Origin of the sequence: Pseudomonas delhiensis, assembly GCF_900187975.1 — a bacterium.
GTDB classification, from domain to species: domain Bacteria; phylum Pseudomonadota; class Gammaproteobacteria; order Pseudomonadales; family Pseudomonadaceae; genus Pseudomonas; species Pseudomonas delhiensis.
Genome location: NZ_FZPC01000016.1, coordinates 24,781 through 51,566, shown reverse-complemented (window position 1 = coordinate 51,566; position 26,786 = coordinate 24,781). Strand labels below are relative to the sequence as shown.

Below are 26,786 nucleotides of genomic sequence, written 5' to 3'. Positions count from 1 at the left end.
GATGGCCCAGGTATTGAAGAAAGTCGACGCGGTCATCGTCGGGTTCGGCTGGACCGGCGCCATCATGGCCAAGGAGCTGACCGAGGCGGGCCTGCAGGTGGTGGCCCTGGAGCGCGGCCCGGCCCGCGACACCTACCCCGACGGCGTCTACCCGCAGACCATGGACGAGCTGACCTACAACTCGCGCAAGAAGCTGTTCATGGACATCTCCCGCGAGACCGTGACCCTGCGCCATGGCCTGAACGACATGGCCGTGCCCTACCGGCAGTTCGGCGCCTTCCTGCCCGGCACCGGTACCGGCGGGGCGGGGCTGCACTGGTCGGGCGTGCATTTCCGCGTCGACCCGGTGGAGCTGCGCCTGCGCAGCCACTACGAGGAACGCTACGGCAAGGCCTTCATCCCCGAGGGCATGACCATCCAGGACTTCGGCGTCGGCTACGACGAGCTGGAGCCGTACTTCGACTTCGCCGAGAAGGTCTTCGGCACCTCCGGCACGGCCTGGTCGGTCAAGGGCCAGGTGGTGGGCCGCGACAAGGGCGGCAACCCCTTCGCCGCCGACCGTTCCAGCGACTTCCCGCTGCCGGCGCAGAAGAACACCGTGTCCGCGCAGCTGTTCGAGAAGGCCGCCCGCGAGGTCGGCTACCACCCCTACAACCTGCCGTCGGCCAACACCTCCGGGCCCTACACCAACCCCTACGGCGCGCAGATGGGGCCGTGCAACTTCTGCGGCTTCTGCAGCGGCTATGCCTGCTACATGTACTCCAAGGCCTCGCCCAACGTGAACATCCTGCCGGCGCTGCGCCAGGTGCCGAACTTCGAGCTGCGCAACAACGCCCACGTGCTGCGGGTGAACCTCAACGCCGAGAAGGACCTGGCCACCGGCGTGACCTACGTCGACGCCCAGGGCCGCGAAGTGGAGCAGCCGGCGGACCTGGTGATCCTCGGCGCCTTCCAGTTCAACAACGTGCGCCTGATGCTGCTCTCGGGCATCGGCAAGCCCTACGACCCGCTGAAGAACGAGGGCGTGGTGGGGCGCAACTTCGCCTTCCAGAACATCTCCACGGTGAGCGCCTTCTTCGACAAGGCCAGCCACCACACCAACCCCTTCATCGGCGCCGGCGGCAACGGCGTGGCGGTGGACGACTTCAACGCCGACAACTTCGACCACGGCCCCCACGGCTTCGTCGGCGGCTCGCCGTTCTGGGTCAACCAGGCCGGCACCAAGCCCATCGCCGGGGCCAAGGTGCCGCCGGGCACGCCCAAGTGGGGCAGCGCCTGGAAGGCCGCCCTGGCCGACAGCTACCGGCACATGCTGGCGATGGACACCCACGGCGCGCACCAGTCCTACCGCGACAACTACCTGGACCTCGACCCGGTCTACAAGGACGCCTACGGCCAGCCGCTGCTGCGCATGACCTTCGACTGGAAGGACAACGACGTGAAGATGAACCGCTTCATGGTCGCGCAGATGCGCAAGATCGCCGATGCCATGGGCGCCAAGGTGGTCACCGCGCCCATGAAGGAATTCGGCCAGCACTTCGACGCCACCGTGTACCAGACCACCCACCTCAACGGCGGGGCGATCATGGGCACCGACCCCAAGACCAGCGCGCTGAACCGCTACCTGCAGGTGTGGGACGTGCACAACGTGTTCGTGCCCGGCGCCTCGGCCTTCCCCCAGGGCCTGGGCTACAACCCCACCGGGCTGGTGGCGGCGCTGACCTACTGGTCGGCGCGGGCCATCCGCGAGGTGTACCTGAAGAACCCGGGCCCGCTGGTGCAGGCATAGGAGGCTGGAGCATGAAGAGATTCCCCATCGCCGCCCTGGCCCTGGCCGCCAGCACCGCGCTGCACGCCGCCGACGCCGCCGACCCGGCACAGGTGAAGCAGGGCGAATACCTGGCCCGCGCCGGCGACTGCGTGGCCTGCCACACCGCCAAGGGCGGCCAGCCGTTCGCCGGCGGCCTGCCGATGGCGACGCCCATCGGCACCATTTACTCGACCAACATCACCCCGGACAAGACCGGCATCGGCAACTACAGCTACGAGGACTTCGAGCGCGCGGTGCGCCAGGGTATCGGCAAGGGTGGCAGCACCCTGTACCCGGCCATGCCGTACCCCTCCTACGCCCGCGTCAGCGACGAGGACATGCGCGCGCTCTACGCCTACTTCATGCACGGCGTGGCGCCGGTGGTGCAGGAGAACAAGGACAGCGACATCCCCTGGCCGTTGAGCATGCGCTGGCCGCTGGCGATCTGGCGCAACCTGTTCGCCCCGGAGGTGAAGCCCTTCGCGGCCGCCGGCAACGACCCGGCCGTGGCCCGCGGCGCCTACCTGGTGGAGGGCCTGGGCCACTGCGGCGCCTGCCACACGCCACGGGCGCCGACCATGCAGGAGAAGGCGCTGAGCGCCGCCGACGGCCCGGCCTACCTGGCCGGCAGCGCGCCGCTGGAGGGCTGGATCGCCAAGAACCTGCGCGGCGACCACAAGGACGGCCTGGGCAGCTGGAGCGAGGCGGAGATCGTCGCCTTCCTCAAGACCGGGCGCACCGAGCGCACCGCGGTGTTCGGCGGCATGGGCGACGTGGTGGAGCACAGCATGCAGTACATGACCGATGCCGACCTGACCGCCATCGCCCGCTACCTCAAGACGCTGTCGCCGGTGAACCCGGACGACAAGCCGTTCCAGGAGGACCGCCAGGTCGCCGAGGCGCTGTGGAAGGGCGACGACGGCAAGGCCGGCGCCGCGCTCTACGTCGACAACTGCGCCGCCTGCCACCGCACCGACGGCAAGGGCTACGCCCGGGTGTTCCCGGCGCTGGCCGGCAACCCAGTGCTGCAGAGCGCGGACGCCACCTCGCTGATCCACATCGTGCTCGACGGCCACACCCTGCCGGCCACGGCGACGGCGCCGTCCACCTTCAGCATGCCCGGCTTCGCCTGGCGGCTGTCGGACCAGCAGGTGGCCGAGGTGGTCAACTTCATCCGCAGCAGCTGGGGCAACCAGGCCGAAGCGGTGGACGCCGGCCAGGTGAAGGCCCTGCGCAGCCAGCCCAGGCCGGAGTTGAAGGCGGCGACGCTGATCCGCGATACCACGGGGGCGCAGGAGGAACCGTAGGGCGCCACCGGTGGGGCCAATCGCGGACGGAGTCCGCTCCTACGAAAAGCGCTGCCAGCCGGTGATGTAGGAGCGGGCCCTGCCCGCGATTTCGCGCGCAGGGCGCGCTCCTACAGGGGAGTGCAGCGGTGGGGCCGCGTAGGAGCGGACTCCGTCCGCGATGGGGCTATCCGTGCCAGCGGAAATCATCGCGTTCGCCGGCAACTCCGGCGTAACCGGCGGGCTCTACGATTGCGCCTCATGCCGAACGGCTCCCTCTCCCGCTTGCGGGAGAGGGCGGGGGGAGAGGGCAAGCGGACTTCCCCCCGACACTCCAGCCAACCCCCCTCTCAATACCTGGGCAACGATTGCACCCGCGGATCGATCTGCTGCCGGGGTATCTGCTGGCGGCTGGTGCGGTCCTTGCTGTCCGTCTGCTGCCCGGGGGTACAGTCCTGGCTGCTGCAGGCGGCCGTGCCCAGGGCCAGGGTGATCAGCGTGGCAAGCGGGAAAAGGAACTGCCGTCGCATGGCGGACCCTCCGCGAAGGTGATGCTTACAGCAAACACGCGAATACCCGCCGGCGCCCGGGCAGGCGACGAGCGGGGCCCGGCCGACCACCCATCCCCCTGTCGCCGTGGCCGGTGAACTCATCGTGCCGTTGCGCTGTCTGTCTGCTGTCGGCCCACCCGGGCGGCGGGCCAGGGCCCGCGCCACCCGGGTGACTGCGCTGCCCTGATTCCCCAGTTCGTAGCGTCCCTGACCATTTGCCTGGCCGGCTTTTTACCGCGCCCGCTCGCCGGGGTTCGTTCATCGCCATGTGAAGATTGCCCATGTCCCTATCCCGTCATTTCCCCGCCTCCGTATCCCTTCCCACCCGCGCCCTGGGCGCCTGCCTGCTGGGTGGCCTGCTGGCGGCCGGCGCCGCGGCGCAGGCCGAGGAGGGCGCCGGCAATGCGCGCTGGGTGAGCGACAGCCTGACGACCTACGTGCGCAGCGGCCCCACCGACGGCTACCGCATCGTCGGCACCCTGACCTCGGGGCAGAAGGTCGAGCTGCTGAACACCCAGGGCGACTACAGCCAGGTGCGCGCCGAGAGCGGCAACAGCGTCTGGATTCCCAGCCGCGACCTGCAGGACAAGCCCGGCCAGGCCGAGCGCCTGCCGCAGCTGGAACAGAAGGTGAGCGAGCTGAGCGCCGAACTGGCGGGCATCGACGACAGCTGGAAGCGCCGCGTGCAGGGCATGCAGGAAACCCTGGACTCGCGCAAGAAACTCATCGACGAGCTGCAGGCGGCCCGCGCCGGCCTCGACGACGAACTCACCAAGGCCCGCTCCGAGCTGCGCGCGGCGCAGGCGCAACTGGGCGACGAGAACAAGCAGGTGCTGATGCGCTACATGGCCTACGGCGGCAGCATCGCCGGCGCCGGCCTGCTGGTCGGGCTGATCCTGCCCACCCTGCTGCGGGTGCGGCGCAAGCGCAACGACCAGTGGATCTGAGGCGGCGGCGCCGCGCACGCTGCGTTGAGGCGCTGGAACCGGCCGCGATAACGGCTATGCGAAAGCCATCTCAAGGCCGGCAGGGGGCGGTCAGCGCCCTGGCCTAGGCTTGCTCAGAGTCCGTTCGCAACGCCTTCTGCGCCGATGCGATGCCGCCTCCGGCCATGCCGGGGCGGCGCCGCGCAGGGGCTGGCCGACGGCTGACGGAGCATCGCAGCGCCTCCCTCTGCGCGGCCGCGGAGAAACGGCCCGCCGTCGTCTAGGCTGTCTGCAGGCCCTGTCGTCTTCCCATAGGGACCAGGCACAGACCGCGACCAGCACTGCAAGGAGACTCTCCCGTGAAAAACGCCGTCGTTTTCATCGGCAGGTGCGTGCTGGCCGGCCTGCTGGTCGTCCTGCCGATCTACCTGGCGCTCCTGCTGCTGCTCAAGGGCATGGCTTCGGCCGGCCAGTTGGTGCGGCCCTTCACCCGGCTGCTGCCGGAGAGCCTGCCGGCCCAGGAGATTCTGTCCGTCCTGCTGGTGCTGGTGGTCTGCTTCGTCCTGGGGCTGGCCGTGCGCACCCGGTTGGGGCGGGCGGCCCGTGGCCGGCTGGAGACGTCGGTGTTCGGCAGGATCCCGGGCTACGAGCTGCTGCGCAACCTGACGCTGCAGGTGGCGGGCGAGAAGAACGACGGCATCTGGAAGCCGGCGCTGGTGGAGATCGAGGAGGCGCTGGTGCCCGGGTTCATCATCGAGGCGTTCGAGGACGGCCGCTACACCGTGTTCGTGCCCTCGGTGCCGACGCCCTTCGCTGGCGCCGTCTACGTGCTGGACGGGCCCCGGGTGCACCCCATCGACGTGCCCTTCACCCAGGCGGTCAAGGTCATCACCAAATGGGGCTCGGGCGCCCGGGAGCTGGTGCTGGCCATGGAGTCCGCCCGCGGCCGCGACGGCGCCCCGGCGGCCGCGCCAGGCGAGCGCTGATTTCGCTTACAGCCGCCCGAGCCGCATGTTGATGGGCCAGGCCACCGGCTGCCGGCTGGCGGGGTCGCCCCAGCGCTCGGCGAGGTCGGCCGCGAACCGCTGGAGCAGCTCCTCCCGCCCGGCCTGCCTGGCGCTACGCACCGCCGACCAGGTGGAGACGTAGCCGAGGAACGCGTCGAGGCTCCATTCCAGCCGGATGGCTAGCGAAGGGCCCTCCAGTTCCGCGAAGGGAAAATCGAGGGTGGCGTAGCCGCTGTCCACCAGCTTGCGTTCGGCGGGCCAGTAGGGGCCGATCTCGTTCCAGTAGAACTGTTCGAAGCGCGCCCCCAGCTCGTCCTCCAGGCGCAGCACGCCGTAGCTGACCAGCGCGAGCAGCGCGCCTGGCTTCGCCACCCGGCGAACCTCGCTGTAGAACCTGGGCAGGTCGAACCAGTGCGCTGCCTGGGCGGCGGTGACCAGGCTGGCGCTGTGGCTGGCTAGCGGCAATTCCTCGGCCCGGGCGCAGCCGTAGTGGACGTTCGCCTGCGGCGTGGCGTGGGCGATCTGGTCCGCACTCGGGTCGAACCCGAGCACCGCGCTGAAATGCGCGGCAAGCTGGCGGGTCAACTGGCCGTTGCCACAGCCGACATCGACCGCGAGAAACCGGTCGGGCGCCACCGAGGCCAGGTAGGCGGCAAGCTCCGGCGGGTACTCCGGCCTGAACTGCGCGTAGGCCTGGCCGCCCTGGTCGAACCAGTTCTTCGGTTCCGTGGTGGCGTCATTCATCGTGGGAGGCTCCCGTCGCGAGGTTTTGCTTGATGTGGCTCAGGCGTTGCGAAAAGCCCTGGCGCTGCAGTGCCCTGGCCGCGTCTTCCAGCACGCGGCGCAGTGGGTGGCCGATTTCCTCTTCGAGCTGTTCGATGGCCTCGAAGGTCGCGGCCCAGTGCGAGTCCAGCTTGCCCAGCAGCTTCTTGCCGGCCGGCGTCAGCTGGATGAGGCTCTTGCGGCCATCCTCGCCGCGCTGGCGGAAGATCACCCCGTCGGCCTCCATGTGGCCGACCGTCTGGCTGATGGCGCCCTGGGTCAGGTGGCTGCGCGCGGTGATCTCCGTGACCGTCTGCGCGCCGGCACGCAGGGCGCGCAGCACAGGGGTGTAGCGCGCCCGGTAGTCCAGGCCCATCTGCCGGTAGTGTTCCTCGGCGCCCAGCTCCACCAGTTCCGACACATGGCGCAGCAGTTCGCCCAGGCCGGGCTCGTTCTTTCCGCTCATGGCGGGTCTCCCTGGAGGTTGGCGGCAAATTACATTAGCACTAATGGAACTTGCAAGCCGGCCTGCCCGTTGGAGGGCGTCGCTATCCGGAGCTTCGCCGCCGCCTAGGGCATCAGCTCGCCGGAAATGGCCGTCGCGGTTTCCTGCAGCAGCCGCAGGTAGCGGCCTTCGGCTCCGGGGGACTCCAGCACCGCTTCCGGGCCGGACAGGTTGATGGCGGCGACCACCTGGCCGCTGCGGTCGCGGATGCCGGTGGCGATGGCCGTGGAGTAGTCCGAGCGGTGCAGCACCCAGCCGCGTTCGCGGTCCTCGGCGATGGTGTGCTGCAGCTCCAGCAGGGTGCGCGGCGCTGGTGGCGGGTAGTCGTCCAAGCGTACCTGCTGGTAGAGCTGGGCCAGGCCTTCCTCGTCCAGGGCGGTGAGCAGCACCCGGCCCAGGGCGGTGACGTGGCAGGGCAGGCGGGTGCCCACGGGGATGTTCACCGTCAGCCGCTGCGGGGCGAAGGCGCGGTAGATGTAGAGGCTGTCGGTCTGCTCGCGGATGCTCAGGTGGCACGACAGCGAGGTGCTGTCGCGCAGGGCGTTGAGGTGGGGCAGGGCGATTTCCACGATGTCGCGGCTGCACAGGTAGGCGAAGCCGTCGGAGATCACCCGCGCGCCCAGCTCGTACTGGTTGCGCTCCAGGCGGTTCAGGTAGCCCATGTCCTGCAGCGTCTGGACGATGCGGTAGAGCGCCGAGGGGCTCACCCCCAGGCGCTCGGCCATCTCGTTCATGCCCAGGCTGCGCTGGCGGGCGTTGAACAGCCCGAGCAGGTTCAGGCCGCGTTCCAGGGCCGGTACGCGGTAGTCGCTTTCACTCATGGGGCCTCCACGGCGGCGCCCCTCGCGGGGCGCCGCCGGCCGGTCAGTCGAGCAGGGCGTCGATGCCCACCGGGCGGCCGTCGAACTCGGCCATGGCGTCGAGCAGCGCTTCCCAGAAGTACTGCACCGAGGCGCGGTCGCAGAGGATCTGCAGGTTGGGCAGGTCGTCGCCGCCGGCGTTGATGACGATGACGTTGATCCGCGCCGCCGAGGTCTGCGCCACCGCGCCGGAGCCGAAGGCCTGCGGGCGCAGGTCGACGCCGCAGAGCTTGGCCATCACCGCCGCGTAGTGCTCGCCGCTCAGCTGCAGCCAGGCGTGGCTGTCCTGGCGCGGCAGCAGGTAGTTGGCGCTGTCGTCCAGCTGCCAGGCGGCCTCTTCGCCGGCGACGCGCGCGCCGCCGTCGTGGAGGCTGCCCAGCAGCAGGTACTCGGTCTGCGACAGGCGCGCCACCAGGCCGCCGTCGGCCTGGCGCAGGGCGCGGTTGGGCGCTTCCGGCAAGGCGTAGCCGCGGGCTTGCAGGTAGGCGGCGGCATCGGCCCCGCGGAAACCGGCGCGCGGCAGGTTGCTCAGGTCGATCAGCGCGCAGCTGCGCAGTTGCGCGTGTTCTTCCTGCTCGCCGTAGCGGGCGACTATGGCGGCGCTGCCCAGGGCAGCCAGGCGCGCGCCCCGGTGCAGCGGGTACAGCGGGCTGCGTTCGATGAAGTCTTCGGCTTTCAGGCTGGACATGGCTCAGAGCTCCTGGCGCAGGTTCTGCGGGTCGTAGAAGGGCAGCTGGACGACGGTGGCGCGCACCATCTCGCCGCCCTCCACGCGGATCGGGATCTGCATCCCCGGGGTGGCCTGGTGGGCGCCGGCATAGGCCAGGCCGACGATCTGGCCGAGGCTCTGCGAGTACTCGCAGGAGGTGACGTTGCCGCTGATGTCGGCGCCGTCCAGCACCAGGTGGCCCTCCAGCGGCTGGGTGCTGCCCCTGGGCAGGGTGAAGCCCACCAGCTTGCGCTTGAGCGGCTGCGCCTCGAGGATCTCGATGGAGCGCTTGCCGACGAAGAACGGCTTCTTGCGGCCGATGGCCCACTGCATGTCGATCTCCGCCGGGTGGGTCATGCCGTCGGTGTCCTGGCTGATGATCACGTGGCCTTTCTCCAGGCGCAGCAGGCGCTGGGTCTCCACGCCGAAGGGGCGGATGCCGTGCTCGGCGCCGGCTTCCATCAGCGCGTCCCACAGGCGCTCGGCGAAGCGCGCCGGCACGTGGACTTCGTAGCCCAGTTCGCCGACGAAGCCCACCCGCAGGATGCGAGCCGGGATGCCGGCCACGCTGCCGCTGCGCACGCCCAGGTAGGGGAAGGCCGTGGCGGACAGGTCGACGTCCTCGCAGACTTTCTCCAGCACCTGGCGCGACAGCGGGCCGGCCAGGTTCACCGCGGCCAGGGCGGCGGTGACGTTGGTGATGTCGACGTTGAGCCGCCACTGCGCGTTCCACTTGAGCATCTGCTGGTAGATGCGGTCGACGCCGCTGGTGGTGGCGGTGACATAGAAGTGCCGCTCGCCCAGGCGCGCGCAGACGCCGTCGTCGATCACCACGCCGTGCTCGTTGGTCATCAGCGCGTAGCGGGTGCGGCCGATGGCCAGCTTGGCGAAGCCGAAGGTGTACAGGCGCTCCAGCAGTTCGGCGGCGTCCGGGCCGCGCACGTCCAGGCCGCCGAGGGTGGAGACGTCGATCAGGCCGACCTTCTCGCGTACGTGGCGGGCCTCTTCCTGCATGCAGCGCTCGCGGTCCTCGGCCTTGCCGTAGAAGGCCGGGCGCTGCCAGATGCCGGCGGGCATCATCTTCGCCCCGGCTTCCAGGTGACGGCGGTGCATGGGCGTCTGCCGGTAGGGGTCGAAGGCGCGGCCGGCGACGTGGGCGAGTTTCTCCGCCTCGAACGGCGGGCGCGCGGTGGTCACGCCGGTTTCGCCGATGCCGCGGCCGGTGGCCTGGGCCACCAGGCGCGCGGTGGGCAGCGCCGAGTGGCGGCCCTGGGACGGGCCCATGCCGACGGTGGAGAAGCGCTTGACCAGCTGCACGTCGCGGTAGCCGCTGCGGGTGGCGTTGACGATGTCGCGCACCTGCAGGTCCTCGTCGAAGTCGACGAAGTCCTTGCCCTTGGGGTGGGGGAAGATCGGCCAGGCGAAGTTCACCCGTGCCTCGCTGGTGAAGGTCCGCGGCGCCGGCGCTTCCAGGCCCAGGGCGGCGAGGGCGGCGGCGGCCGCGCGGGCGCCGTCGGCGAGCACGTTGACCAGGGCGTGGCGGCCGTTCACCGAGCCGGCGATGTCCAGCCCGGCGGGCAGGCCGCTGATGGCGAACTCGGCGCGCTCCTCCTCGTAGGCCAGCTTGCCGCCGGCCTGGCACAGCAGCTGGTAGACCGGCATGTAGCCGGCGGACATGCACAGCAGGTCGCAGGCCAGTTGGGTGCCTTCGCCGGCGACGCTGCCCTGGCCGCTGATGCGGCGGATGTCGACGCCGCTGACGTGGCGCATGCCGGGCTCGTGCAGGGCTTCGTAGACGGTGCTGCCGGTGTGCAGCGCAATGCCGCGGTACTTCAGCTCGTCCGCCAGCCGGGCATCGGCCGGGGCGTCGCGCATGTCGACCACGGCGGCCACGCTCACGCCCTGTTCCTGCAGGTCTAGGGCGGCCAGGTAGCCGTCGTCGTTGCCGGTCAGGACCACGGCGCGGTTGCCCGGTTTCACCGCGTAGAGCTTCATCGCCCGTTGCGCGGCGCTGGTCAGCAGCACGCCGGGCAGGTCGTTGTTGCGGAACACCACCGGCTGGTCGAAGGAGCCGGCGGCCACCAGGCAGCGGGTGGCGCGCACCTTGTACAGGCGCTTGTGCTGGATCACCGGCAGGTAGTTGTCGGTGAACCAGGCGTTGCAGGTGGCCTGGGTCAGCACCTGGATGTTCGGGTGGCCCTCGACGGCGGCCACCAGTTCGGCGCGCAGTTCGCCGGCGCGCTTGCCGGCGATGTCGAAGCGCGCGTAGTTCAACGAGCCACCGAGCACCGGCTGCTGCTCCACCAGCAGTACCTTGGCCCCGGCGTTGGCGGCGTCCAGCGCGGCGCGCAGGCCGGCGGGGCCGGCGCCGATCACCGCCAGGTCGACGAACAGGTAGGCCTTGTCGTAGTACTGCGGCTTGAAGTCGAGGTCGAGCACGCCGAGGCCGGCCTTCTTGCGGATCAGCGGTTCCCAGACCTTCCACATGCCCTTGGGCTTGTAGAAGGCGCGGTAGTAGAAGCCCACCGGCATGAAGCGCGAGAACTTGCCCAGGTAGGCGTCGCGGTCGTGCTCGAGGCTGCCGGAGAAGTTCTGGCCTTCCACGGCCAGGCCTTCGCGGGCGGGGTGCATGTCGGCCAGCACGTTGGGTTCGTCGGGCAGCTGCACCAGGGTGTTGGCGTCCTGCCCGGCGAGGGTCAGGGGGCCACGCGGGCGGTGGTACTTGAACGAGCGCGAGAGCAGCCAGCGGCCGTTGCCGAGCAGGGCGCTGGCGATGCTGTCGCCCTCGAAGCCCTGGTAGTCGCGGCCGTCGAAGGAGAAGCGCAGCGGCTTCTCGCGGTCGATCAGCAGGCCCATGGGGGCGGGCAGGCGGTTGAGGGCGCTCATTGGGCGGTCTCCTGCGGGGCGACGGCGAAGTCGATGCGGCGGTCGAAGATTTCCTTCGGGTCGAAGGTGCGGATCACCTGGTCGGTGACCGTGTGGCGCTCGGCCAGGAACCAGTAGCTGGAGGCGTTGTGCAGCCACCACTCGAGCACGATGCCGGCGGCGTTGTCGCTGTTGAACACGTAGTCGGCCCACTCGGCATCGGAGCAGCTGGCCGGGTCGGGCATGCGCTTGAACTCGCCGCCGTAGGTGAATTCGCTGATGTTGCGCGGCCCGTTGAGCGGGCAGGTCAGGATCTTCATCGCTGGTTCCTCAGTGGCTGGCCGCGGTGGCGCCCATCTCGTTGACCTGCTGGAAGCGGCTGAAGCGCTCCAGGGCGAAGGGCGCGATCAGCGCCGGCACCTTGCCGCCGCTGGCCACCAGTTCCGCCATGGTCTTGCCGCAGATGGGCGTGGCCTTGAAGCCCCAGGTGCCCCAGCCGGCGTCGAGGTAGTAGTTCTCCACCGGCGACAGGCCCATGATCGGGCTGTAGTCGGGGGTCATGTCGGTGATCCCGGCCCACTGGCGCATCAGCTTGGCGTTGGCCATGAACGGGAACATCTCGATGGCGTGGGCCAGCAGGCTTTCCTTCAGGTCCAGGGTGGAGCGGGTGTTGTACAGCGGGTAGGGGTCGGAGCCGCCGCCGAAGACGATCTCGCCGCGGCTGGTCTGCTGCACGTAGCAGTGCAGCGCCGAGGAGCTCACCAGCGGGTCTAGGAACGGCTTGAACGGCTGGGTGACCATGGCTTGCAGCGGGTAGGTGTGGATGGGCGCGCGGATGCCGGCCTTGGCCATCAGCAGCGAGCTGGCCCCGGCGATGGCCTGGACCACGCAGCCGCACTGCACGGTGCCGCGGTTGGTCTTCACCGCCTCGATGCGGCCGTCTCGCACCACCAGGTCCTGCACTTCGGTGAGCTGGTGGATTTCCACGCCGCGCTTGGCCGCCTGCTTGGCGTAGCCCCAGGCCACGGCGTCGTGGCGCGCGGTGGCGCCGTCGATGTGCCACAGGCCGGCGAGCACCGGCAGGTGGCCGGGGTCGAGGTTGAGCGTGGGCACCAGCTCGCGGATCTGCTGGCGGTCGATCATCTCGGTGCGCCCGCCGAAGTGCCTGTTCACTTCGGCGCGCTGGCGGAAGGCGCGCACCGTGGCGTCGGTGTGGGCCAGGGTCAGCTGGCCGCGCTCGGAGTACATGATGTTGAAGTCGAACTCGTTGGACAGGCCCTGGAACATCCGCACCGACTCGGCGTAGAACTTCACGCCCTCGCTGGTGAGGTAGTTGGAGCGGATCACCGCGGTGTTGCGCGCGGTGTTGCCGCCGCCCAGGTAGGCCTTCTCCAGCACCGCCACGTTGGTCACGCCGTGGTACTTGGCCAGGTAGTAGGCGGTGGCCAGGCCGTGGCCACCGCCGCCGATGATCACCACGTCGTAGCGCGGCTTCAGCTCGCAGGGCGGCGGCAGGTCGACTTCCACCGGGTAGTCGGCGCTCAGGCCGTATTTCAGGAGGGCGAAAGGCATGCTGCTTACTCCGCGGTGGCGCCGGCGCGTTGCAGGCGCGCGGCGGCCAGGGTGTTCTTCATCAGGTAGGCGATGGTCATCGGCCCGACGCCGCCGGGCACCGGGGTGATGGCCGCGGCCTGGGCCAGGGCGCTGTCGAAGTCGACGTCGCCGACCAGCTTGCTGCGGCCGTCCTCGTCGATGCGGTTGATGCCCACGTCTATCACCACGGCGCCGGGCTTCAGCCAACTGGCGTCGACCAGGCGCGGCTTGCCGACGGCGGCGACGACTATGTCGGCCTGGCGGCACAGCTCACGCAGGTTGGCGCTGCGCGAATGCACCACGGTCACCGTGCAGTGGGCCTTGAGCAGCAGCGCGGCCATGGGCTTGCCGACGATGTTGGAGCGGCCGATCACCACCGCGTGCTTGCCGGAGAGGTCGCCGCAGGTGTCGTGCAGCAGGCGCATGCAGCCGGCCGGCGTGCAGGGCGTGAGCACGTCGCGGCCCTGGCTGAGGCCGCCGACGTTCTCGCTGTGGAAGCCGTCGACGTCCTTCAGCGGGTCGATGGCCTGGAGCACGCGGTTCTCGTCGATGTGCCCGGGCAGCGGCAGTTGCACGAGGATGCCGTTCACCGCCGGGTCGTCGTTCAGCTCGGCGATGAGCTGGAGCAGGGCGCTTTCGCCGGTGTCGGCCGGCAGCTTGTGCTCCAGCGAGCGGATGCCGACTTCCTCGGCGCGCAGCACTTTATTGCGCACGTAGACCTGGCTGGCCGGGTCGCTGCCCACCAGCACCACGGCGAGACCCGGCTGGATGCCGTGCTCGCGCAGGGCCAGGACTTCCTCGCGGACCTCGGCGAGCACCCGTGCCGAGGTGGCCTTGCCGTCGATGAGCTTGACGCTGGGAATGGCATTCATTTGAAGATCACCGTGCGGTCGTGGTTGAGGAAGACGCGGTGTTCCAGGTGGTACTTCACCGCGCGGGAGAGGGCGATGGTCTCGGTGTCACGGCCGATGGCCACCAGGTCGTCGGGGGCGTAGGCGTGGTCCACGCGCTGCACTTCCTGCTCGATGATCGGGCCCTCGTCGAGGTCGCTGGTGACGTAGTGGGCGGTGGCGCCGATCAGCTTCACGCCGCGCTCGTAGGCCTGGTGGTAGGGCTTGGCGCCCTTGAAGCCGGGGAGGAAGGAGTGGTGGATGTTGATGGCCTTGCCGGAGAGCTGCCTGCACAGGTCGTCGGAGAGGATCTGCATGTAGCGGGCGAGCACCACCAGTTCGGTGCCGGTCTCGGCGACGATCTTCAGCAGCTCGGCTTCCTGCTGGGCCTTGGTGTCTTTCGTCACCGGCAGGTAGATGAAGCGGATGCCCTCGCGCTCGGCCATGGGGCGCAGGTCGAGGTGGTTGGAGACGATGGCGGTGATGGTCATGTCCAGCTCGCCCTTGGCGTGGCGGTAGAGCAGGTCGGCCAGGCAATGGTCGAACTTGCTGACCATCAGCAGCACGCGCATGGGCTTGGCGCTGCTGTGCAGGCTCCAGTCCATGTCGAAGCGGCTGGCCACGTCGGCGAAACCGGATTCGATATTGCCGATGTCGCCATCCAGGCCCTGGTTGAAGCGGAACACGGCGCGCATGAAGAAGCGGCCGTTGCCTTCGTCGTCGAACTGCGCCATCTCGCTGATGTAGCAACCCTGCTCGGCCAGGTAGGTGGTCACCGCCGCGACTATCCCGGACACCGCCGGGCAACTGATGCGGATGATGAAGTGGCTGGGGGCGTGGTGCATGTCGGGTCCTCGAAGTGAGTGGGAGGCAGCTCGGCGCGCAAGGGCGGAAGGTTCGCCGGTGAAAGGGGCTTTCGCCGGCGAAGGATTTTTTACTGTTGGGAATATAAATTTCCTTTCGCGCTTTTATAGGCGAAGCGAATCCGTGGGTCCATACCCTTGGGAAAATTTTTATCCTGTCAGGAAAGTTTTCGGCCGAATGGTCGAGGGGAAGGAAGGACGCAGGGCATTGGTGCCACGGCCATCGGCGGATAACCGCGAACGGTTATGCGCCCTACGGGATACCGTGCCTCATGGCAATTGTAGGAGCGGGCCCTGCCCGCGAAATCGCGCGCAGGGCGCGCTCCTACAGGGGATGGTGCGATGGGGTCTTATCCGCGATAGGCCGAGCCCCGCTGGGAAATCGCCGATGAATCCGCTCCTGCGGAGGAAGGCCGTTCCCGGCTTCCCGGCGCCTCAGTCGTTGCCGTAGTTCATGATCGACAACAGCCGTATCGGCACCTGCACCAGCTTCTCCGGGCCGTGGGGCGTCTCGCCGTCGAAGGTCAGGCTGTCGCCGGCCTGCATGGGGTAGAGCTGGTTGCCGTGGCGGTACACCAGCTCGCCCTCGAGCAGGTGGAGGAACTCGGTGCCGGGGTGGGAGAAGGTCGGGAACTCCTCGCTGGCGTCGTCCATGCTGACCATGTAGGCCTCGAAGTTCTTCTTCGGCCCGCGGGTGTGGTTGAGCAACTGGTAGGTGTGACCTTTCTCGGTGCCCCGGCGCACCACTTCCAGGCCGTCGCCGGCCTTCACCAGCAGGGCGTTGCCGTCGGGCTGGTCGTACTGGCTGAAGAGTTTCGACATCGGCATGCCGAGCACGTCGCACAGGCGGCTCAGGGTGTCGAGGCTGGTGGAGACCTGGGCGTTCTCGATCTTGCTCAGCATGCCCTGGCTGATCCCCGCGATGCGCGCCACGTCCGCCAGCTTGAGCTCCTGCGCCTGGCGCTGGCGCTTGATCTGCATGCCCAGGTACTGCTCCAGGCGGAGGCGCGGTTGGGTCTCGGTCGACATTCAGGGTTCCTGCACGGTTTAGGTTCAAGAATATTAGTTTCGCACTGAGAAAGTGCGGAAGGGCGAGTGGTGCGTTGCCACTTTCCCACAGTGAAAGCTAGTTTCCCATATATACAGAAGAAAAGCCGCCGTGGCTGCCATCCATCATGGTGCACCGGACTTGGCACTGGCATTGCATTCCTAATGGGAAAGTAAGTTTCCTGAGCGGAATTCGACGGGCGAAACCCCCGGCGCAAACCGCCCCAGGCATCGACAACGCCTTGCCCATTCAACCGGAGAGCTCCCCCATGTTGCCACCCGAAACCCAGCGCACCATCGACCAGCACGGCATCAAGTACGTGCTGGCGCAGTTCGTCGACATCCACGGCGCCGCGAAGACCAAGTCGGTGCCGGTGTCCGGCCTCAAGGCGGTGGCCGAGGAGGGCGCCGGGTTCGCCGGGTTCGCCATCTGCGGCATGGGCATGGAGCCCCACGGCCCGGACTTCATGGCCCGCGGCGACCTTGCCACGCTGATCCCGGTGCCCTGGCAGCCGGGCTACGGCCGGGTGGTCTGCATCGGCCACGTCGACGGCAAGCCGCACCCCTACGACAGCCGCTTCGTGCTGCAGCAGCAGGTGCAGCGCCTGGCCGACAAGGGCTGGGTGCTGAACACTGGTCTTGAGCCGGAATTCAGCCTGTTCCGCCGCGACGCCCAGGGCAAGCTGCAGCTGGTGGACGCCTCGGACAACCTCGACAAGCCCTGCTACGACTACAAGGGCCTGTCGCGCTCCCGCGAGTTCCTCGAACGCCTGACCGAGGCCCTGCAGCCGGTGGGCTTCGACATCTACCAGATCGACCACGAGGACGCCAACGGCCAGTTCGAGATCAACTACACCTACAGCGACGCCATGGAGTCGGCCGACCGCTTCACCTTCTTCCGCATGGCCGCCGGCGAGATCGCCAACGACCTGGGCATGATCTGCTCGTTCATGCCCAAGCCCGACCCCAGGCGCGCCGGCAACGGCATGCACTTCCACCTGTCGATCGCCAGCGCGACCAACAAGAACCTCTTCCACGACCCGTCCGACCCCAGCGGCATGGGCCTGTCGAAGCTGGCCTACCACTTCGCCGCCGGCCTGCTGGCCCACGGCCCGGCCCTGTGCGCCTTCGCCGCGCCCACGGTCAACTCCTACAAGCGCCTGGTGGTGGGCCGCTCGCTGTCCGGCGCCACCTGGGCCCCGGCGTTCATCGCCTACGGCGCCAACAACCGCTCGGCGATGGTGCGCATCCCCTACGGCCGCCTGGAGTTCCGCCTGCCCGACGCCGGCTGCAACCCCTACCTGGTGACCGCCGCCATCATCGCCGCGGGCCTGGATGGCATCGACCGCCAGTTGGAACCGGGCGAGATGTGCAACGAGAACCTCTACAACCTCAGCCTGGAGGCGATCGCCGCGCGCGGCATCAAGACCCTGCCGCAGTCGCTGAAGGAGGCCACCGACGCCCTGGAGGCCGACCCGCTGTTCCGCGAGGTGCTCGGCGCCGAGATCGTCGACGAGTTCATCAAGCTCAAGCGCATGGAGTGGGTGGAATACAGCCGCCACGTCTCCGACTGGGAGATCCAGCGCTACACCGAATTCTTCTGACCGCCGCGCCCGCCGGGCGCACCTCATTTACCCCTCTGGGCGACCGTGAACACCACGCGGCGGTCGCCTGCTGCCTCGAAGGAGACGAACCATGTGCGGAATCGTAGGCCTCTACCTGAAGAAAACCGAGCTGGAGAGCCAGCTCGGCAAACTCTTCGAACCCATGCTGCAAGCCATGACCGACCGCGGCCCGGACAGCGCCGGCTTCGCCATCTACGGTGACGAGGTGGCCGACGGCTGGGTCAAGCTGACCCTGCAGGCCAGCGACGCCGGCTACCCCTGGGCCGAGCTGATGGGCGCCCTGGAAGCGCGCCTGGGCTGCTCGCTGGACTGGTTCCAGAACGCCAGCGCCGCGGTGCTGAAGATCCACTGCGACGAAGCCGCGGTGCGCGAGGCCCTGGCCGAGCTGGCCCCGGCGGTGCGCATCATGAGCGCCGGGCAGAGCATCGAGATCCTCAAGGGCATGGGTCTGCCGCAGGAAATCTCCCAGCGTTTCGGCCTGGCCGGCATGAAGGGCAGCCACATCATCGGCCACACCCGCATGGCCACCGAGAGCGCGGTGACCATGGAGGGCAGCCACCCGTTCTCCACCGGCGCCGACCTGTGCCTGGTGCACAACGGCTCGCTGTCCAACCACTTCCGCCTGCGCCAGGAACTCAAGCGCCAGGGCATCGCCTTCGAGACCGACAACGACAGCGAAGTGGCCGCCGGCTACCTGACCTGGCGCCTGCGCCAGGGCGACAGCCTGGCCCAGGCCCTGGACGGCGCGCTGAACGACCTGGACGGTTTCTTCACCTTCGCCATCGGCACCCGCAACGGCTTCGCGGTGATCCGCGACCCCATCGCCTGCAAGCCGGCGGTACTGGCCGAGACCGACGACTACGTGGCCATGGCCTCGGAATACCAGGCCCTGGCCAGCCTGCCGGGCATCGACAAGGCGCGCGTCTGGGAGCCGGAGCCGGCCACCCTCTACGTCTGGGAGCGCGAGAGCGCCTGATCCGCACCGAGCAGAACATTCTGGAGACCTTTGCATGAAGACCATCGACCTTTCCAGCGCCTCGGTGCGCGAACTGAACCAGGCCCTGCACGGCGAAGTGCAGGACCGCGAATGGCTGGTGACCCACCCTGACGGCAAGCACAACCTGGCCGTGGGCATCGACCAGGCGGTGTCCGTGGATATCCAGGGCCACGCCGGCTACTACTGCGCGGGCATGAACCAGAAGGCCAGCGTCACCGTGCACGGCAACGTCGGCGTGGGCGTGGCGGAGAACATGATGTCCGGCAGCGTGCGGGTGAAGGGCAGCGCCTCACAGGCCGCCGGCGCCACCGCCCATGGCGGGCTGCTGGTGATCGAGGGCGACGCCGGGGCGCGCTGCGGCATCTCGATGAAGGGCGTGGACATCGTGGTCGGCGGCAGCATCGGCCACATGAGCTGCTTCATGGGCCAGGCCGGGCGCCTGGTGGTCTGCGGCGACGCCGGCGACGCCCTGGGCGACTCGCTGTACGAGGTGCGCATCTACGTCAAGGGCGAGGTGAAGTCCCTGGGCTCGGACTGCATCGAGAAGGAAATGCGCGCCGAGCACCTGGAAGAACTCAGGGAACTGCTCAACCGCGCCGGCTTCGACGAGGACCCGGCCGCCTTCAAGCGCTACGGCTCGGCCCGCCAGCTGTACAACTTCAAAGTCGACAACGCATCCGCGTACTGATCCGCAGCGAGGAATCCCCCATGAGCGAGAAGAACACCCCGGTGCTGCGCGAGTCCGCCACCTTCGACCGCCTGACCATCCAGGAAATCCAGCGCGCCGCCGAGACCGGCATCTACGACATCCGCGGCGGCGGCACCAAGCGCAAGCTGCCGCACTTCGACGACCTGCTGCTGCTGGGCGCCAGCGTCTCGCGCTACCCGCTGGAAGGCTACCGCGAGAAATGCGGCACCGACGTGGTGCTGGGCACCCGCTTCGCCAAGAAGCCGATCCACCTGAAGATCCCGGTGACCATCGCCGGCATGAGCTTCGGCGCGCTCTCGGCCAACGCCAAGGAAGCCCTGGGCCGCGGCGCCAGCATCGCCGGCACCAGCACCACCACCGGCGACGGCGGCATGACCCCGGAAGAGCGTGGCCAGTCCCGGCACCTGGTGTACCAGTACCTGCCCTCGCGCTACGGCATGAACCCCGACGACCTGCGCAAGGCCGACGCCATCGAGATCGTCCTGGGGCAGGGCGCCAAGCCGGGCGGCGGCGGCATGCTGCTGGGCATGAAGGTCACCGAGCGCGTGGCCGGCATGCGCACCCTGCCGATCGGCGTCGACCAGCGCAGCGCCTGCCGCCACCCGGACTGGACCGGCCCGGACGACCTGGCGATCAAGATCGCCGAGCTGCGCGAGATCACCGACTGGGAGAAGCCCATCTACGTGAAGATCGGCGCCAGCCGCCCGTACTACGACGTCAAGCTGGCGGTGAAGGCCGGCGCCGACGTGATCGTCCTCGACGGCATGCAGGGCGGCACCGCGGCCACCCAGGAAGTGTTCATCGAGCACGTCGGCATCCCCATCCTGCCGGCCATTCCCCAGGCGGTGCAGGCGCTGCAGGAGATGGGCATGCACCGCCAGGTTCAGCTGATCGTCTCCGGCGGCATCCGCAACGGCGCCGACGTGGCCAAGGCCATGGCCCTGGGCGCCGACGCGGTGGCCATCGGCACCGCCGCGCTGGTGGCCCTGGGCGACAACCACCCGCGCCTGGACGAGGAGCTGAGGAAGATCGGCTCGGCCGCCGGTTTCTACGACGACTGGCAGAACGGCCGCGACCCGGCCGGCATCACCACCCAGGACCCGGAGCTGTCCAGGCGCCTGGACCCGGTGGAAGCCGGCCGCCGCCTGGCCAACTACCTGCGGGTGCTGGTGCTGGAGGCCCAGACCATGGCTCGCGCCTGCGGCAAGTCGCACCTGCACAACCTCGACCCCGAGGACCTGGTGGCCCTGACCGTGGAAGCCGCGGCCATGGCCCGCGTGCCGCTGGCCGGCACCAGCTGGGTGCCGGGGCAGGTGCAGTACTGAGCCCCAGCGGGTGATACCGAAGGCCGGCGAGCGATCGCCGGCCTTTTTGTTTTCTCCGGCAGGGGACATCGCGGACGGAGTCCGCTCCTACGGTTCCTGGGCGCTCGGTGGCGTTTTCCGCAGGATGGGTATCGCTTCGCTCCACCCATCCTGCGAGGAGCCGTATTCGTCGGCAGCCCCGGGCACCGGTGTTCCGGTCAACGGCGGATAACCGCGAACGGTTATGCGCCCTACGGGGTACCGTGCCTCATGGCAATTGTAGGAGCGGGCCCTGCCCGCGAAATCGCGCGCAGGGCGCGCTCCTACAGGGGATGGTGCGGTGGGGTGGCGGAGCGGATCTTATCCGCGATTTGCCGAGCCCCGCACCAACGCCAGACAGGGCTGCCATATTGCCTGGCAGGAAATTCAAATTCGCACCAAGAAAATGCGCGACCTGCCGATCAGGGCCTCGGCCCGCTTACCCGCCTGCCAAAACAAACCCTTTCCATTCAGCCACATAGCAGAAATTGGCCGCCCCCGACGGGCCTTGGCAGGCCAATTGCTATGCCTACAAGGAAATAAAATTGCCCTACAGGAAGGCACTGGCTGCGGCCCGTCCACCTGTCCAGGGCGCTCGAAACGCCGGCCCGTGCATCCGACCGCGGGCCGGCCCCGTCCCCGTCGGTTGGAGGCAACAGGCAATGATCCGGTTTTCACATGTGAGCCGCAGTATGTTGGGCCTTTCCCTGCTGTTCGGCAGTGTCGCCGCCCTGGCGGACGAGGCGCCGCCGGCGATCAACAGCGGCGACACCGCCTTCGTCGCGCTCTGCTCGCTGGTGGTGCTGCTGATGACCCTGCCGGGCCTGGCGCTGTTCTACGGCGGCATGGCGCGGACCAAGAACGTGCTGTCGATCCTCATGCAGGTGTTCTGCACCGCGTCGCTGATGTCGGTGTTGTTCGCCGTCTACGGCTACAGCCTGACCTTCACCGACGGCGGCGTGCTGCAGTCGGTGATCGGCGGCCTGGACAAGCTGTTCATGGTCGGCATCACCAAGGACTCGGTGGTCGGCACCATCCCCGAGTACCTGTACTTCCTGTTCATGCTGCTGTTCGCCGCCATCACCCCGGCGATCATCGTCGGCGCCTTCGCCGAGCGCATGAAGTTCGGTGCGGTCATGGTGTTCATGGCGGTGTGGCTGACCATCAACTACATCCCCATGGCGCACATGGCCTGGGGCGGCGGCTGGGTGTTCAACCTGGGCGTGCAGGACTTCGCCGGCGGCAACGTGGTGCACCTCAACGTCGGCATCGCCTCGCTGGTGGGCGCCTGGCTGCTGGGCCGCCGCCGCGGCTTCGGCACCGCCACCCTGGCGCCGCACAACATGACCATGACGCTCACCGGCGGCTCGCTGCTGTGGGTGGGCTGGCTGGGCTTCTGCGGCGGCTGCGCGCTGGCCGCCAGCGGCTTCGCCATGCTGGTGATGGTCAACACCATGCTCGCCAGCTGCGCCGGCGCCCTGGCCTGGATGCTGGTGGAGTGGCAGCACAAGGGCCGGCCGAGCCTGTTCGGCGCGGTCTCCGGCGCCATCGCCGGGCTGGTGGCGATCACCCCGGCCTGCGGCTACGTCGGCCCCATGGGCGCCATCCTGCTCGGCCTGATCGCAGGCCCGGTGTGCGTCTGGTCGGTGGACAAGCTCAAGCCGATGATCGGCCTGGACGACGCCTTCGACGTGTTCGGCGTGCACGGCGTGGCCGGCATCCTCGGCGGCCTGCTGACCCCGGTGTTCGCCCTCGGCGCCATCGGCGGCCAGGGCTTCCCCGAGGGCCGCGGGCTGTTCGACCAGCTGCTGGTCAATGGCGGCGTGCTGCTGTTCAGCATCGGCTTCTCGGCCATCACCAGCCTGGTCGCCTTCAAGGTGGCCGCGGCGCTGTGCGGCGGGCTGCGCGTGGACGAGGAAGCCGAGGTGGACGGGCTGGACCTCTCTGCCCACGGCGAAGTCGGCTACAAGTACTCCAACTGAGGATCGCTGCCATGAAACTCATCACCGCGATCATCAAGCCGTTCCGCCTGGACGACGTGCGCCTGGCGCTGACCGAGGCCGGCGTGCATGGCGTGACCGCCACCGAGGTCAAGGGCTACGGCCGGCAGAAGGGCCATTCGGAGGTCTACCGGGGCGCCGAGTACGTCGTGGAGCTGCTGCCCAAGGTGAAGCTGGAAGTGGTGGTCGCCGACGCCCTGTGCCAGGCCGCCGTCGACGCCATCCTCAAGGCGGCGCGCACCGGCAAGATCGGCGACGGCAAGGTGTTCGTCCAGGACCTGGAGAGCATCGTGCGCATCCGCACCGGCGAGCTGGGCGAAGACGCCGTCTGAGCCCCTAGTGCCACCCTGCGCCGACGCCCCCGCGTCGGCGTTCTTTTTGGGAAAGGAGAAATGACCGATGGCCTGGTTGAACGGCTGGGGCTACCTGGTCCTGGCGGGGCTCTGCGAAGTGCTCTACGCCTCGATCATCCCCCGCACCGAGGGCTTCACCCGGCTCGGGCCGAGCCTGTACTGCGGGGTGTTCCTGGCGCTGAGCATCTACCTGCTGAGCCTGTCCGTGCGCGAGCTGCCGCTGGGCCTGGCCTACGCCGTGTGGGTGGGCATCGGCACCCTGGGCACGGTGGCCTACGGCAGCCTGTTCCTCGGCGAGCCGCTGGGGGCGTTGAAGGCGTTGTGCCTGGTGATGATCGTGGGTGGGATCGTCGGGCTGAAGCTGGCGGGGGGAGGGCAGGTGGCGTAGGGGCCATCGTGGATGCTGTCCCATTCGCGCCATTGCCATGTAGGAGCGCGCCCTGCGCGCGAAATCGCGGGCAGGGCCCGCTCCTACAGGGGGATAGAGGTGTTGGGGTTGAGAGCCCCCTCTCCCCAGCCCTCTCCCTGAAGGGAGAGGGCTGGGGAGAGGGGGCGGCGTTCATCTCAAGCACAGCTGCTGCCGGCGAGCACCGTTCGCGAGCAAGCTCGCTCCTACGAGTACGAGAAGCGTGCGTCCTGCTGGTTCAGTGCTGCTGCAGCATCGCCTGGATCTGCTGCACCGATTCCTGGGTGCGCCGCGCCAGGTTGCGCACCTCGTCGGCCACCACGGCGAAGCCGCGGCCCTGGTCGCCGGCGCGGGCGGCTTCGATGGCGGCGTTGAGGGCCAGCAGGTTGGTCTGTTCGGCGATGCCGCGGATCACCCCGGCGACCTGGGCGATCTGCCCGTAGGTGGCCTGGATGTTCGCCTGCTCGCGTTCGTGCAGGGCCGCGGCGGCTTTCTCGTCGCTGATCTCGCGCACCGCGCCGGTGACGTACAGCAGCCGGCCGCGGCCGTCGCGCAGGCAGCGGCCGCGTTCGCGGAACCAGACCTCGCCGCGGGTCTTGTGGCGCATGCGGTATTCCACGGCGTAGGAACCGTCGCCGCTGGCGTCGGCCATGGCGGCGTTGAAGGTCTGCATGACCGTCTTCAGGTCGTCCGGGTTGACCACGCCGAAGTAGCTGTCCCAGCCGTCGGGGAATTCCTCGCGCCTGTAGCCGATCAGCTCGCGGAACTGCTCGGACCAGCGGATCAGGTTGTGCGGGTGGTCGGGGTCGCCGTTGACCACGTTCATCGCCCAGCAGCCCTCGGTGAGGGTGCGCTGGGTCAGCTCCCAGACCTCGCGTTCCTCCTGCCATTGGCGGCGCTCGGCCTCCAGGGCCGTCAGCTGACCCTGCTGCTGTTCCAGCTCGCCGCGCAATTGCAGGTTCTGCTGTTCGGCCTGGGCCAGGCGTTTCGTCAGCGCGGCGTATTCCTCGGCGCTGCAGGGCGGCGGCGCCTGGCGTTCGGCGTGCTGGCGGAAGCTCAACAGTTCGTGCCAGCCGCTCTGCAGGCGCTCCAGGCTGCTACGCAGGCGCGGTTCGCAGTGCCGCGGGGGCGCCGTGTCCGGTGCGCTGGGAAGCTGGTCGAGCCACTGGCCGAGTTCCTCGGCCAGGTTGCGGGATGCCTTGCTGAACCACATCGGCCTTTCCTCCTGGGGCTGCGAGCGACGTGTCTGGCTGCAGCCTTGCAAAAGCCACTCCAGAAAGCGCCTCAGGCGCGCACGCGGCTCTTCTGCGGGTCGTAGGCCACGGTGCCGGCGGCCACCCGCGCGGGGATGCGCTTCTGCTGGCCGTCGAGCTTGCCGACCTGCACCGGCGTGCCCGGCTCGCAGTAACCCACGTCCAGCCTGCACAGGGCGATGTTCCTGCCCAGCAGCGGCGAGCGGGTGGCGCTGGTGATTACGCCCACCTGGGCGCGGCCGACGTGCACGCAGTCGCCGTGGTGCGCCGTCTCGTTACCCTCCAGTTCCAGCCCCACCAGGCGGCGTTGCGGGTTGGCGCTGCGCCTTAGCAGGGCATCCTTGCCGATGAAGTCGGCCTGCTTGGTCTTCAGCGGCACGCAGAAGCCGATGCCGGCCTCGAAGGGGTCGGTCTGGTCGTCGAACTCGTAGCCGGCGAACACCAGCCCGGCCTCGATGCGCAGCGTGTCCAGCGCGTGCAGGCCCAGGGGCACCAGGCCCAGGGGCTCGCCCAGTTGCCACAGGCGGTTCCACACGGCCATGGCGTCGCTCGGGTGGCACCACAGCTCGTAGCCCAGCTCGCCGGTGTAGCCGGTGCGCGAGACCATCAGCGGCGGGCCGTTGTAGTCGTCCAGGCGGCCGCTGAGGAAGCGGAACCAGCCCAGGTCCTCCAGCTTCGGCTGGGTGCCCGGCGTCCACACCATGCCCTTGAGCAGTTCGCGGGCCAGCGGGCCCTGCACGGCGATGTTGTGGATCTGCTCGGAAGCGCTCTTCACCCACACCTTCATGCCCAGCTTCTGCGCCTGCTCGCGCAGCCAGTCGCCGGCGTAGTCCTCGCCGCCGATCCAGCGGAAGGCGTCCGGCCCCAGGCGCAGCAGGGTGCCGTCGTCGAGCATGCCGCCGTGCTCGTAGCACATGGCCGAGTAGACCACCTGACCCACCGCGAGCTTGCGCACGTCGCGGGTCAGGCAGTAGTCCAGCAGTGCCTCGGCGTCGGGGCCCAGCACCTCGAACTTGCGCAGGGCGGAAAGGTCCATCACCGCCACCTTCTCGCGGCAGCCGTGGTACTCCTCGATGGCGCCGTAGCCGTCGAAGTGGGTCGGCGTCCAGAAGCCGCGGTAGTCGACGAACTGCCGGGTGAGGGCGGAGGTGCCGGGGTGGAAGCCGCTTTCGCGGGTCAGCACCGGGTCGGCGTCGGGCGTCTTGCGGTTGGCCATGGCGATACTGAAACGCTCCTTTTCGCTGTACACGCGGACGTGGATGTCGGTGGGCTGCCAGCCGTTGGCCGGGTCGATGTCGTCGGGGCAGGAGCTACTGGCGCAGACCAGGTCGGTCATGGCGCGCAGCAGCACGTAGTCGCCGGGGCGCGACCAGGGCTCGTCGAGGGTCAGCTGCTGGTGCGCGTCCACCCCGGTGTTGAAGAAGAAGTTGATCGCCGGCCAGCCGGCGCGGCCGCGCACGCCGTGGGCGGCGAGGGCGCGGCTGAGATTGTCGCTGCAGTTGGCGTGGCCGAAGTAGCCCTGGGCCTCGTAGTAGCGCGCGGTGCAGGCCAGGGCGAAGGTGTCGTGGCGGCCCACGGTGTCGCGCAGCACCTCCAGCATCGGCTGCAGGTCGCGGTCGTAGAAGCGGCTGTACAGGCCCGGGCCGGGGTAGGCGTTGCCGTTGAGGGTGCGGGTGACGGTGGGGTCGAGGTCGATCTCGCGGCCGGCGTCCAGGCCGCGGCGGACGAAGGCGACGAAGTCCGAGCACTGCCGGCCGGCGACGTCGAGCACCTGGATGTATTGCCCGGCGGCGACTGTGTAGGCGTTGGCTGTGCCGGGGCGGATGGTGAATTCGTCCAGCACCTCGCCCAACGGCGCCGGCAGCGGCGGGGCGAGCACCTGGCGCGGGTTGGCGCGGTGCACCAGCAGGCGCAGTTCGCTGGCCCGCGCCTGGCTGTCCACCGCCGTGCGTCCGCCGGGGGCGGCGACCAGCACCAGCAGCGCCGCACCGGCGTCGAGTGTGCGGCTGTAGCCGGCCGGCGTACCGCTCTCCCACAGCCGCGCGGGGCTCGGCAAGTGGCGGCAGTCGACGCCGCGCCGCGCCAGGCCGGCGCTGACGTGGGCGGCCTCGCGGCTGCCGTCGTGCAGCAGGTGGTGGATGAAGGCGGCGCCGGGGCTGGGCGCCAGGCCGAGTTCGGCCAGCGCCGGCCGGCCGTCGGTGGTGAAGGCCAGCAGCTCGGCGGCCTGGTCGCCTTCCAGGTCGACGACCTGCAGGCGGTCGCCGGCTTCCAGGGCCAGCACGGTCAGGCCGCCGGGGGCGACGCGGTGGCGCTCCAGCGCCGGGGCGCGGGCGAACAGGGCCGGCTCCAGGGGGCGGCTCGTCACGGGCAGGTTCATGGTCGTGCTCCACGCAAGGCGGGGCGGCGGGGCCGCCCCGGGAGAGGGC

General features: G+C 69.2%; 23 protein-coding genes and 1 pseudogene. 11 read left to right on the top strand and 13 right to left on the bottom strand.

The features are described 5' to 3' along the window. The first annotated feature begins 1 nt into the window (after window position 1). Together CHC02_RS15595 and CHC02_RS15590 are read left to right on the top strand one after the other, a co-directional pair. Complete coding sequence (locus tag CHC02_RS15595) at window positions 2-1,789, top strand: GMC family oxidoreductase (RefSeq protein WP_089392373.1); 1,788 nt, start codon at window positions 2-4, stop codon at window positions 1,787-1,789. Window positions 1,790-1,800: 11 nt separating this feature from the next. Further along, complete coding sequence (locus CHC02_RS15590; protein WP_089392372.1) at window positions 1,801-3,117, top strand: cytochrome c; 1,317 nt, start codon at window positions 1,801-1,803, stop codon at window positions 3,115-3,117. Between the two features lie 329 nt (window positions 3,118-3,446). Here CHC02_RS15590 and CHC02_RS15585 read toward each other — a convergent pair whose 3' ends face one another. Then, entirely contained in the window at window positions 3,447-3,626 is a 180-nt protein-coding gene (locus tag CHC02_RS15585) for a hypothetical protein (RefSeq protein WP_089392371.1), read from the bottom strand. 302 nt (window positions 3,627-3,928) lie between these two features. Here CHC02_RS15585 and CHC02_RS15580 point away from each other — a divergent pair, with 302 nt between their 5' ends. Together CHC02_RS15580 and CHC02_RS15575 are read left to right on the top strand one after the other, a co-directional pair. Further along, window positions 3,929-4,594, top strand: a complete 666-nt coding sequence (locus tag CHC02_RS15580) for a TIGR04211 family SH3 domain-containing protein (RefSeq protein WP_089392370.1) — start codon at window positions 3,929-3,931, stop codon at window positions 4,592-4,594. A gap of 338 nt (window positions 4,595-4,932) precedes the next feature. After that, entirely contained in the window at window positions 4,933-5,559 is a 627-nt protein-coding gene (locus CHC02_RS15575; protein ID WP_089392369.1) for a DUF502 domain-containing protein, read from the top strand. A gap of 6 nt (window positions 5,560-5,565) precedes the next feature. Here the strand turns inward: CHC02_RS15575 and CHC02_RS15570 are convergent, their stop codons facing one another. From CHC02_RS15570 to CHC02_RS15525, 10 genes are all read right to left on the bottom strand, one after another. Beyond that, window positions 5,566-6,324, bottom strand: a complete 759-nt coding sequence (locus CHC02_RS15570; protein WP_089392368.1) for a class I SAM-dependent methyltransferase — start codon at window positions 6,322-6,324, stop codon at window positions 5,566-5,568. After that, window positions 6,317-6,808, bottom strand: a complete 492-nt coding sequence (locus tag CHC02_RS15565) for a MarR family winged helix-turn-helix transcriptional regulator (RefSeq protein WP_089392367.1) — start codon at window positions 6,806-6,808, stop codon at window positions 6,317-6,319. The genes CHC02_RS15570 and CHC02_RS15565 overlap by 8 nt, the downstream gene beginning before the upstream one ends. 104 nt (window positions 6,809-6,912) lie before the next feature. After that, entirely contained in the window at window positions 6,913-7,668 is a 756-nt protein-coding gene (locus CHC02_RS15560) for an IclR family transcriptional regulator (RefSeq protein ID WP_089392366.1), read from the bottom strand. Window positions 7,669-7,711: 43 nt separating this feature from the next. Then, on the bottom strand, window positions 7,712-8,395 hold the full coding sequence (locus CHC02_RS15555) for a sarcosine oxidase subunit gamma (protein ID WP_244160924.1): 684 nt from the start codon (window positions 8,393-8,395) through the stop codon (window positions 7,712-7,714). 3 nt (window positions 8,396-8,398) lie between these two features. Continuing rightward, window positions 8,399-11,302, bottom strand: a complete 2,904-nt coding sequence (locus tag CHC02_RS15550; RefSeq protein ID WP_089392365.1) for a 2Fe-2S iron-sulfur cluster-binding protein — start codon at window positions 11,300-11,302, stop codon at window positions 8,399-8,401. Then, complete coding sequence (locus CHC02_RS15545) at window positions 11,299-11,601, bottom strand: sarcosine oxidase subunit delta (RefSeq protein WP_089392364.1); 303 nt, start codon at window positions 11,599-11,601, stop codon at window positions 11,299-11,301. Before CHC02_RS15545 ends, CHC02_RS15550 begins: the two co-directional genes overlap by 4 nt. Window positions 11,602-11,611: 10 nt before the next feature. Then, complete coding sequence (locus CHC02_RS15540) at window positions 11,612-12,853, bottom strand: FAD-dependent oxidoreductase (protein WP_089392363.1); 1,242 nt, start codon at window positions 12,851-12,853, stop codon at window positions 11,612-11,614. A gap of 5 nt (window positions 12,854-12,858) precedes the next feature. Beyond that, entirely contained in the window at window positions 12,859-13,746 is an 888-nt protein-coding gene (gene folD / locus CHC02_RS15535; protein WP_089392362.1) for a bifunctional methylenetetrahydrofolate dehydrogenase/methenyltetrahydrofolate cyclohydrolase FolD, read from the bottom strand. Then, entirely contained in the window at window positions 13,743-14,609 is an 867-nt protein-coding gene (gene purU / locus CHC02_RS15530; protein WP_089392361.1) for a formyltetrahydrofolate deformylase, read from the bottom strand. Before purU ends, folD begins: the two co-directional genes overlap by 4 nt. 453 nt (window positions 14,610-15,062) lie before the next feature. Further along, complete coding sequence (locus tag CHC02_RS15525) at window positions 15,063-15,656, bottom strand: helix-turn-helix domain-containing protein (protein WP_009622552.1); 594 nt, start codon at window positions 15,654-15,656, stop codon at window positions 15,063-15,065. A gap of 287 nt (window positions 15,657-15,943) precedes the next feature. On the opposite strand from CHC02_RS15525, the gene glnT reads away from it, so the two are divergent. From glnT to CHC02_RS15490, 7 genes are all read left to right on the top strand, one after another. Continuing rightward, the gene (gene glnT, locus CHC02_RS15520) at window positions 15,944-17,278 is read left to right on the top strand and encodes a type III glutamate--ammonia ligase (protein WP_089392360.1); all 1,335 of its coding nucleotides are present in this window, start codon (window positions 15,944-15,946) and stop codon (window positions 17,276-17,278) included. Between the two features lie 91 nt (window positions 17,279-17,369). After that, window positions 17,370-18,275: a class II glutamine amidotransferase gene (locus CHC02_RS15515; protein WP_089392359.1), complete on the top strand. Its 906-nt coding sequence runs from the start codon at window positions 17,370-17,372 to the stop codon at window positions 18,273-18,275. Window positions 18,276-18,309: 34 nt separating this feature from the next. Beyond that, a complete protein-coding gene (locus CHC02_RS15510; RefSeq protein WP_089392358.1) occupies window positions 18,310-18,984 on the top strand; it encodes a GltB/FmdC/FwdC-like GXGXG domain-containing protein in 675 nt (224 codons plus the stop codon). A 20-nt stretch (window positions 18,985-19,004) separates the two neighbouring features. Next, entirely contained in the window at window positions 19,005-20,330 is a 1,326-nt protein-coding gene (locus CHC02_RS15505) for an FMN-binding glutamate synthase family protein (RefSeq protein WP_089392357.1), read from the top strand. A 680-nt stretch (window positions 20,331-21,010) separates the two neighbouring features. Beyond that, window positions 21,011-22,330: an ammonium transporter gene (locus CHC02_RS15500; RefSeq protein WP_089392356.1), complete on the top strand. Its 1,320-nt coding sequence runs from the start codon at window positions 21,011-21,013 to the stop codon at window positions 22,328-22,330. 11 nt (window positions 22,331-22,341) lie between these two features. After that, window positions 22,342-22,680: a P-II family nitrogen regulator gene (locus tag CHC02_RS15495; protein WP_089392355.1), complete on the top strand. Its 339-nt coding sequence runs from the start codon at window positions 22,342-22,344 to the stop codon at window positions 22,678-22,680. Between the two features lie 67 nt (window positions 22,681-22,747). Next, window positions 22,748-23,089: a DMT family transporter gene (locus CHC02_RS15490; RefSeq protein WP_089392354.1), complete on the top strand. Its 342-nt coding sequence runs from the start codon at window positions 22,748-22,750 to the stop codon at window positions 23,087-23,089. A 265-nt stretch (window positions 23,090-23,354) separates the two neighbouring features. Here CHC02_RS15490 and CHC02_RS30950 read toward each other — a convergent pair. Both CHC02_RS30950 and CHC02_RS15480 read right to left on the bottom strand, forming a co-directional pair. Further along, window positions 23,355-23,933: pseudogene (locus CHC02_RS30950) on the bottom strand (methyl-accepting chemotaxis protein); the annotation flags it as partial. A gap of 458 nt (window positions 23,934-24,391) precedes the next feature. Further along, window positions 24,392-26,737 (bottom strand): trimethylamine N-oxide demethylase, encoded by a 2,346-nt coding sequence (locus CHC02_RS15480; protein WP_089392352.1) that lies wholly within the window; start codon window positions 26,735-26,737, stop codon window positions 24,392-24,394. Window positions 26,738-26,786: the final 49 nt, after the last annotated feature.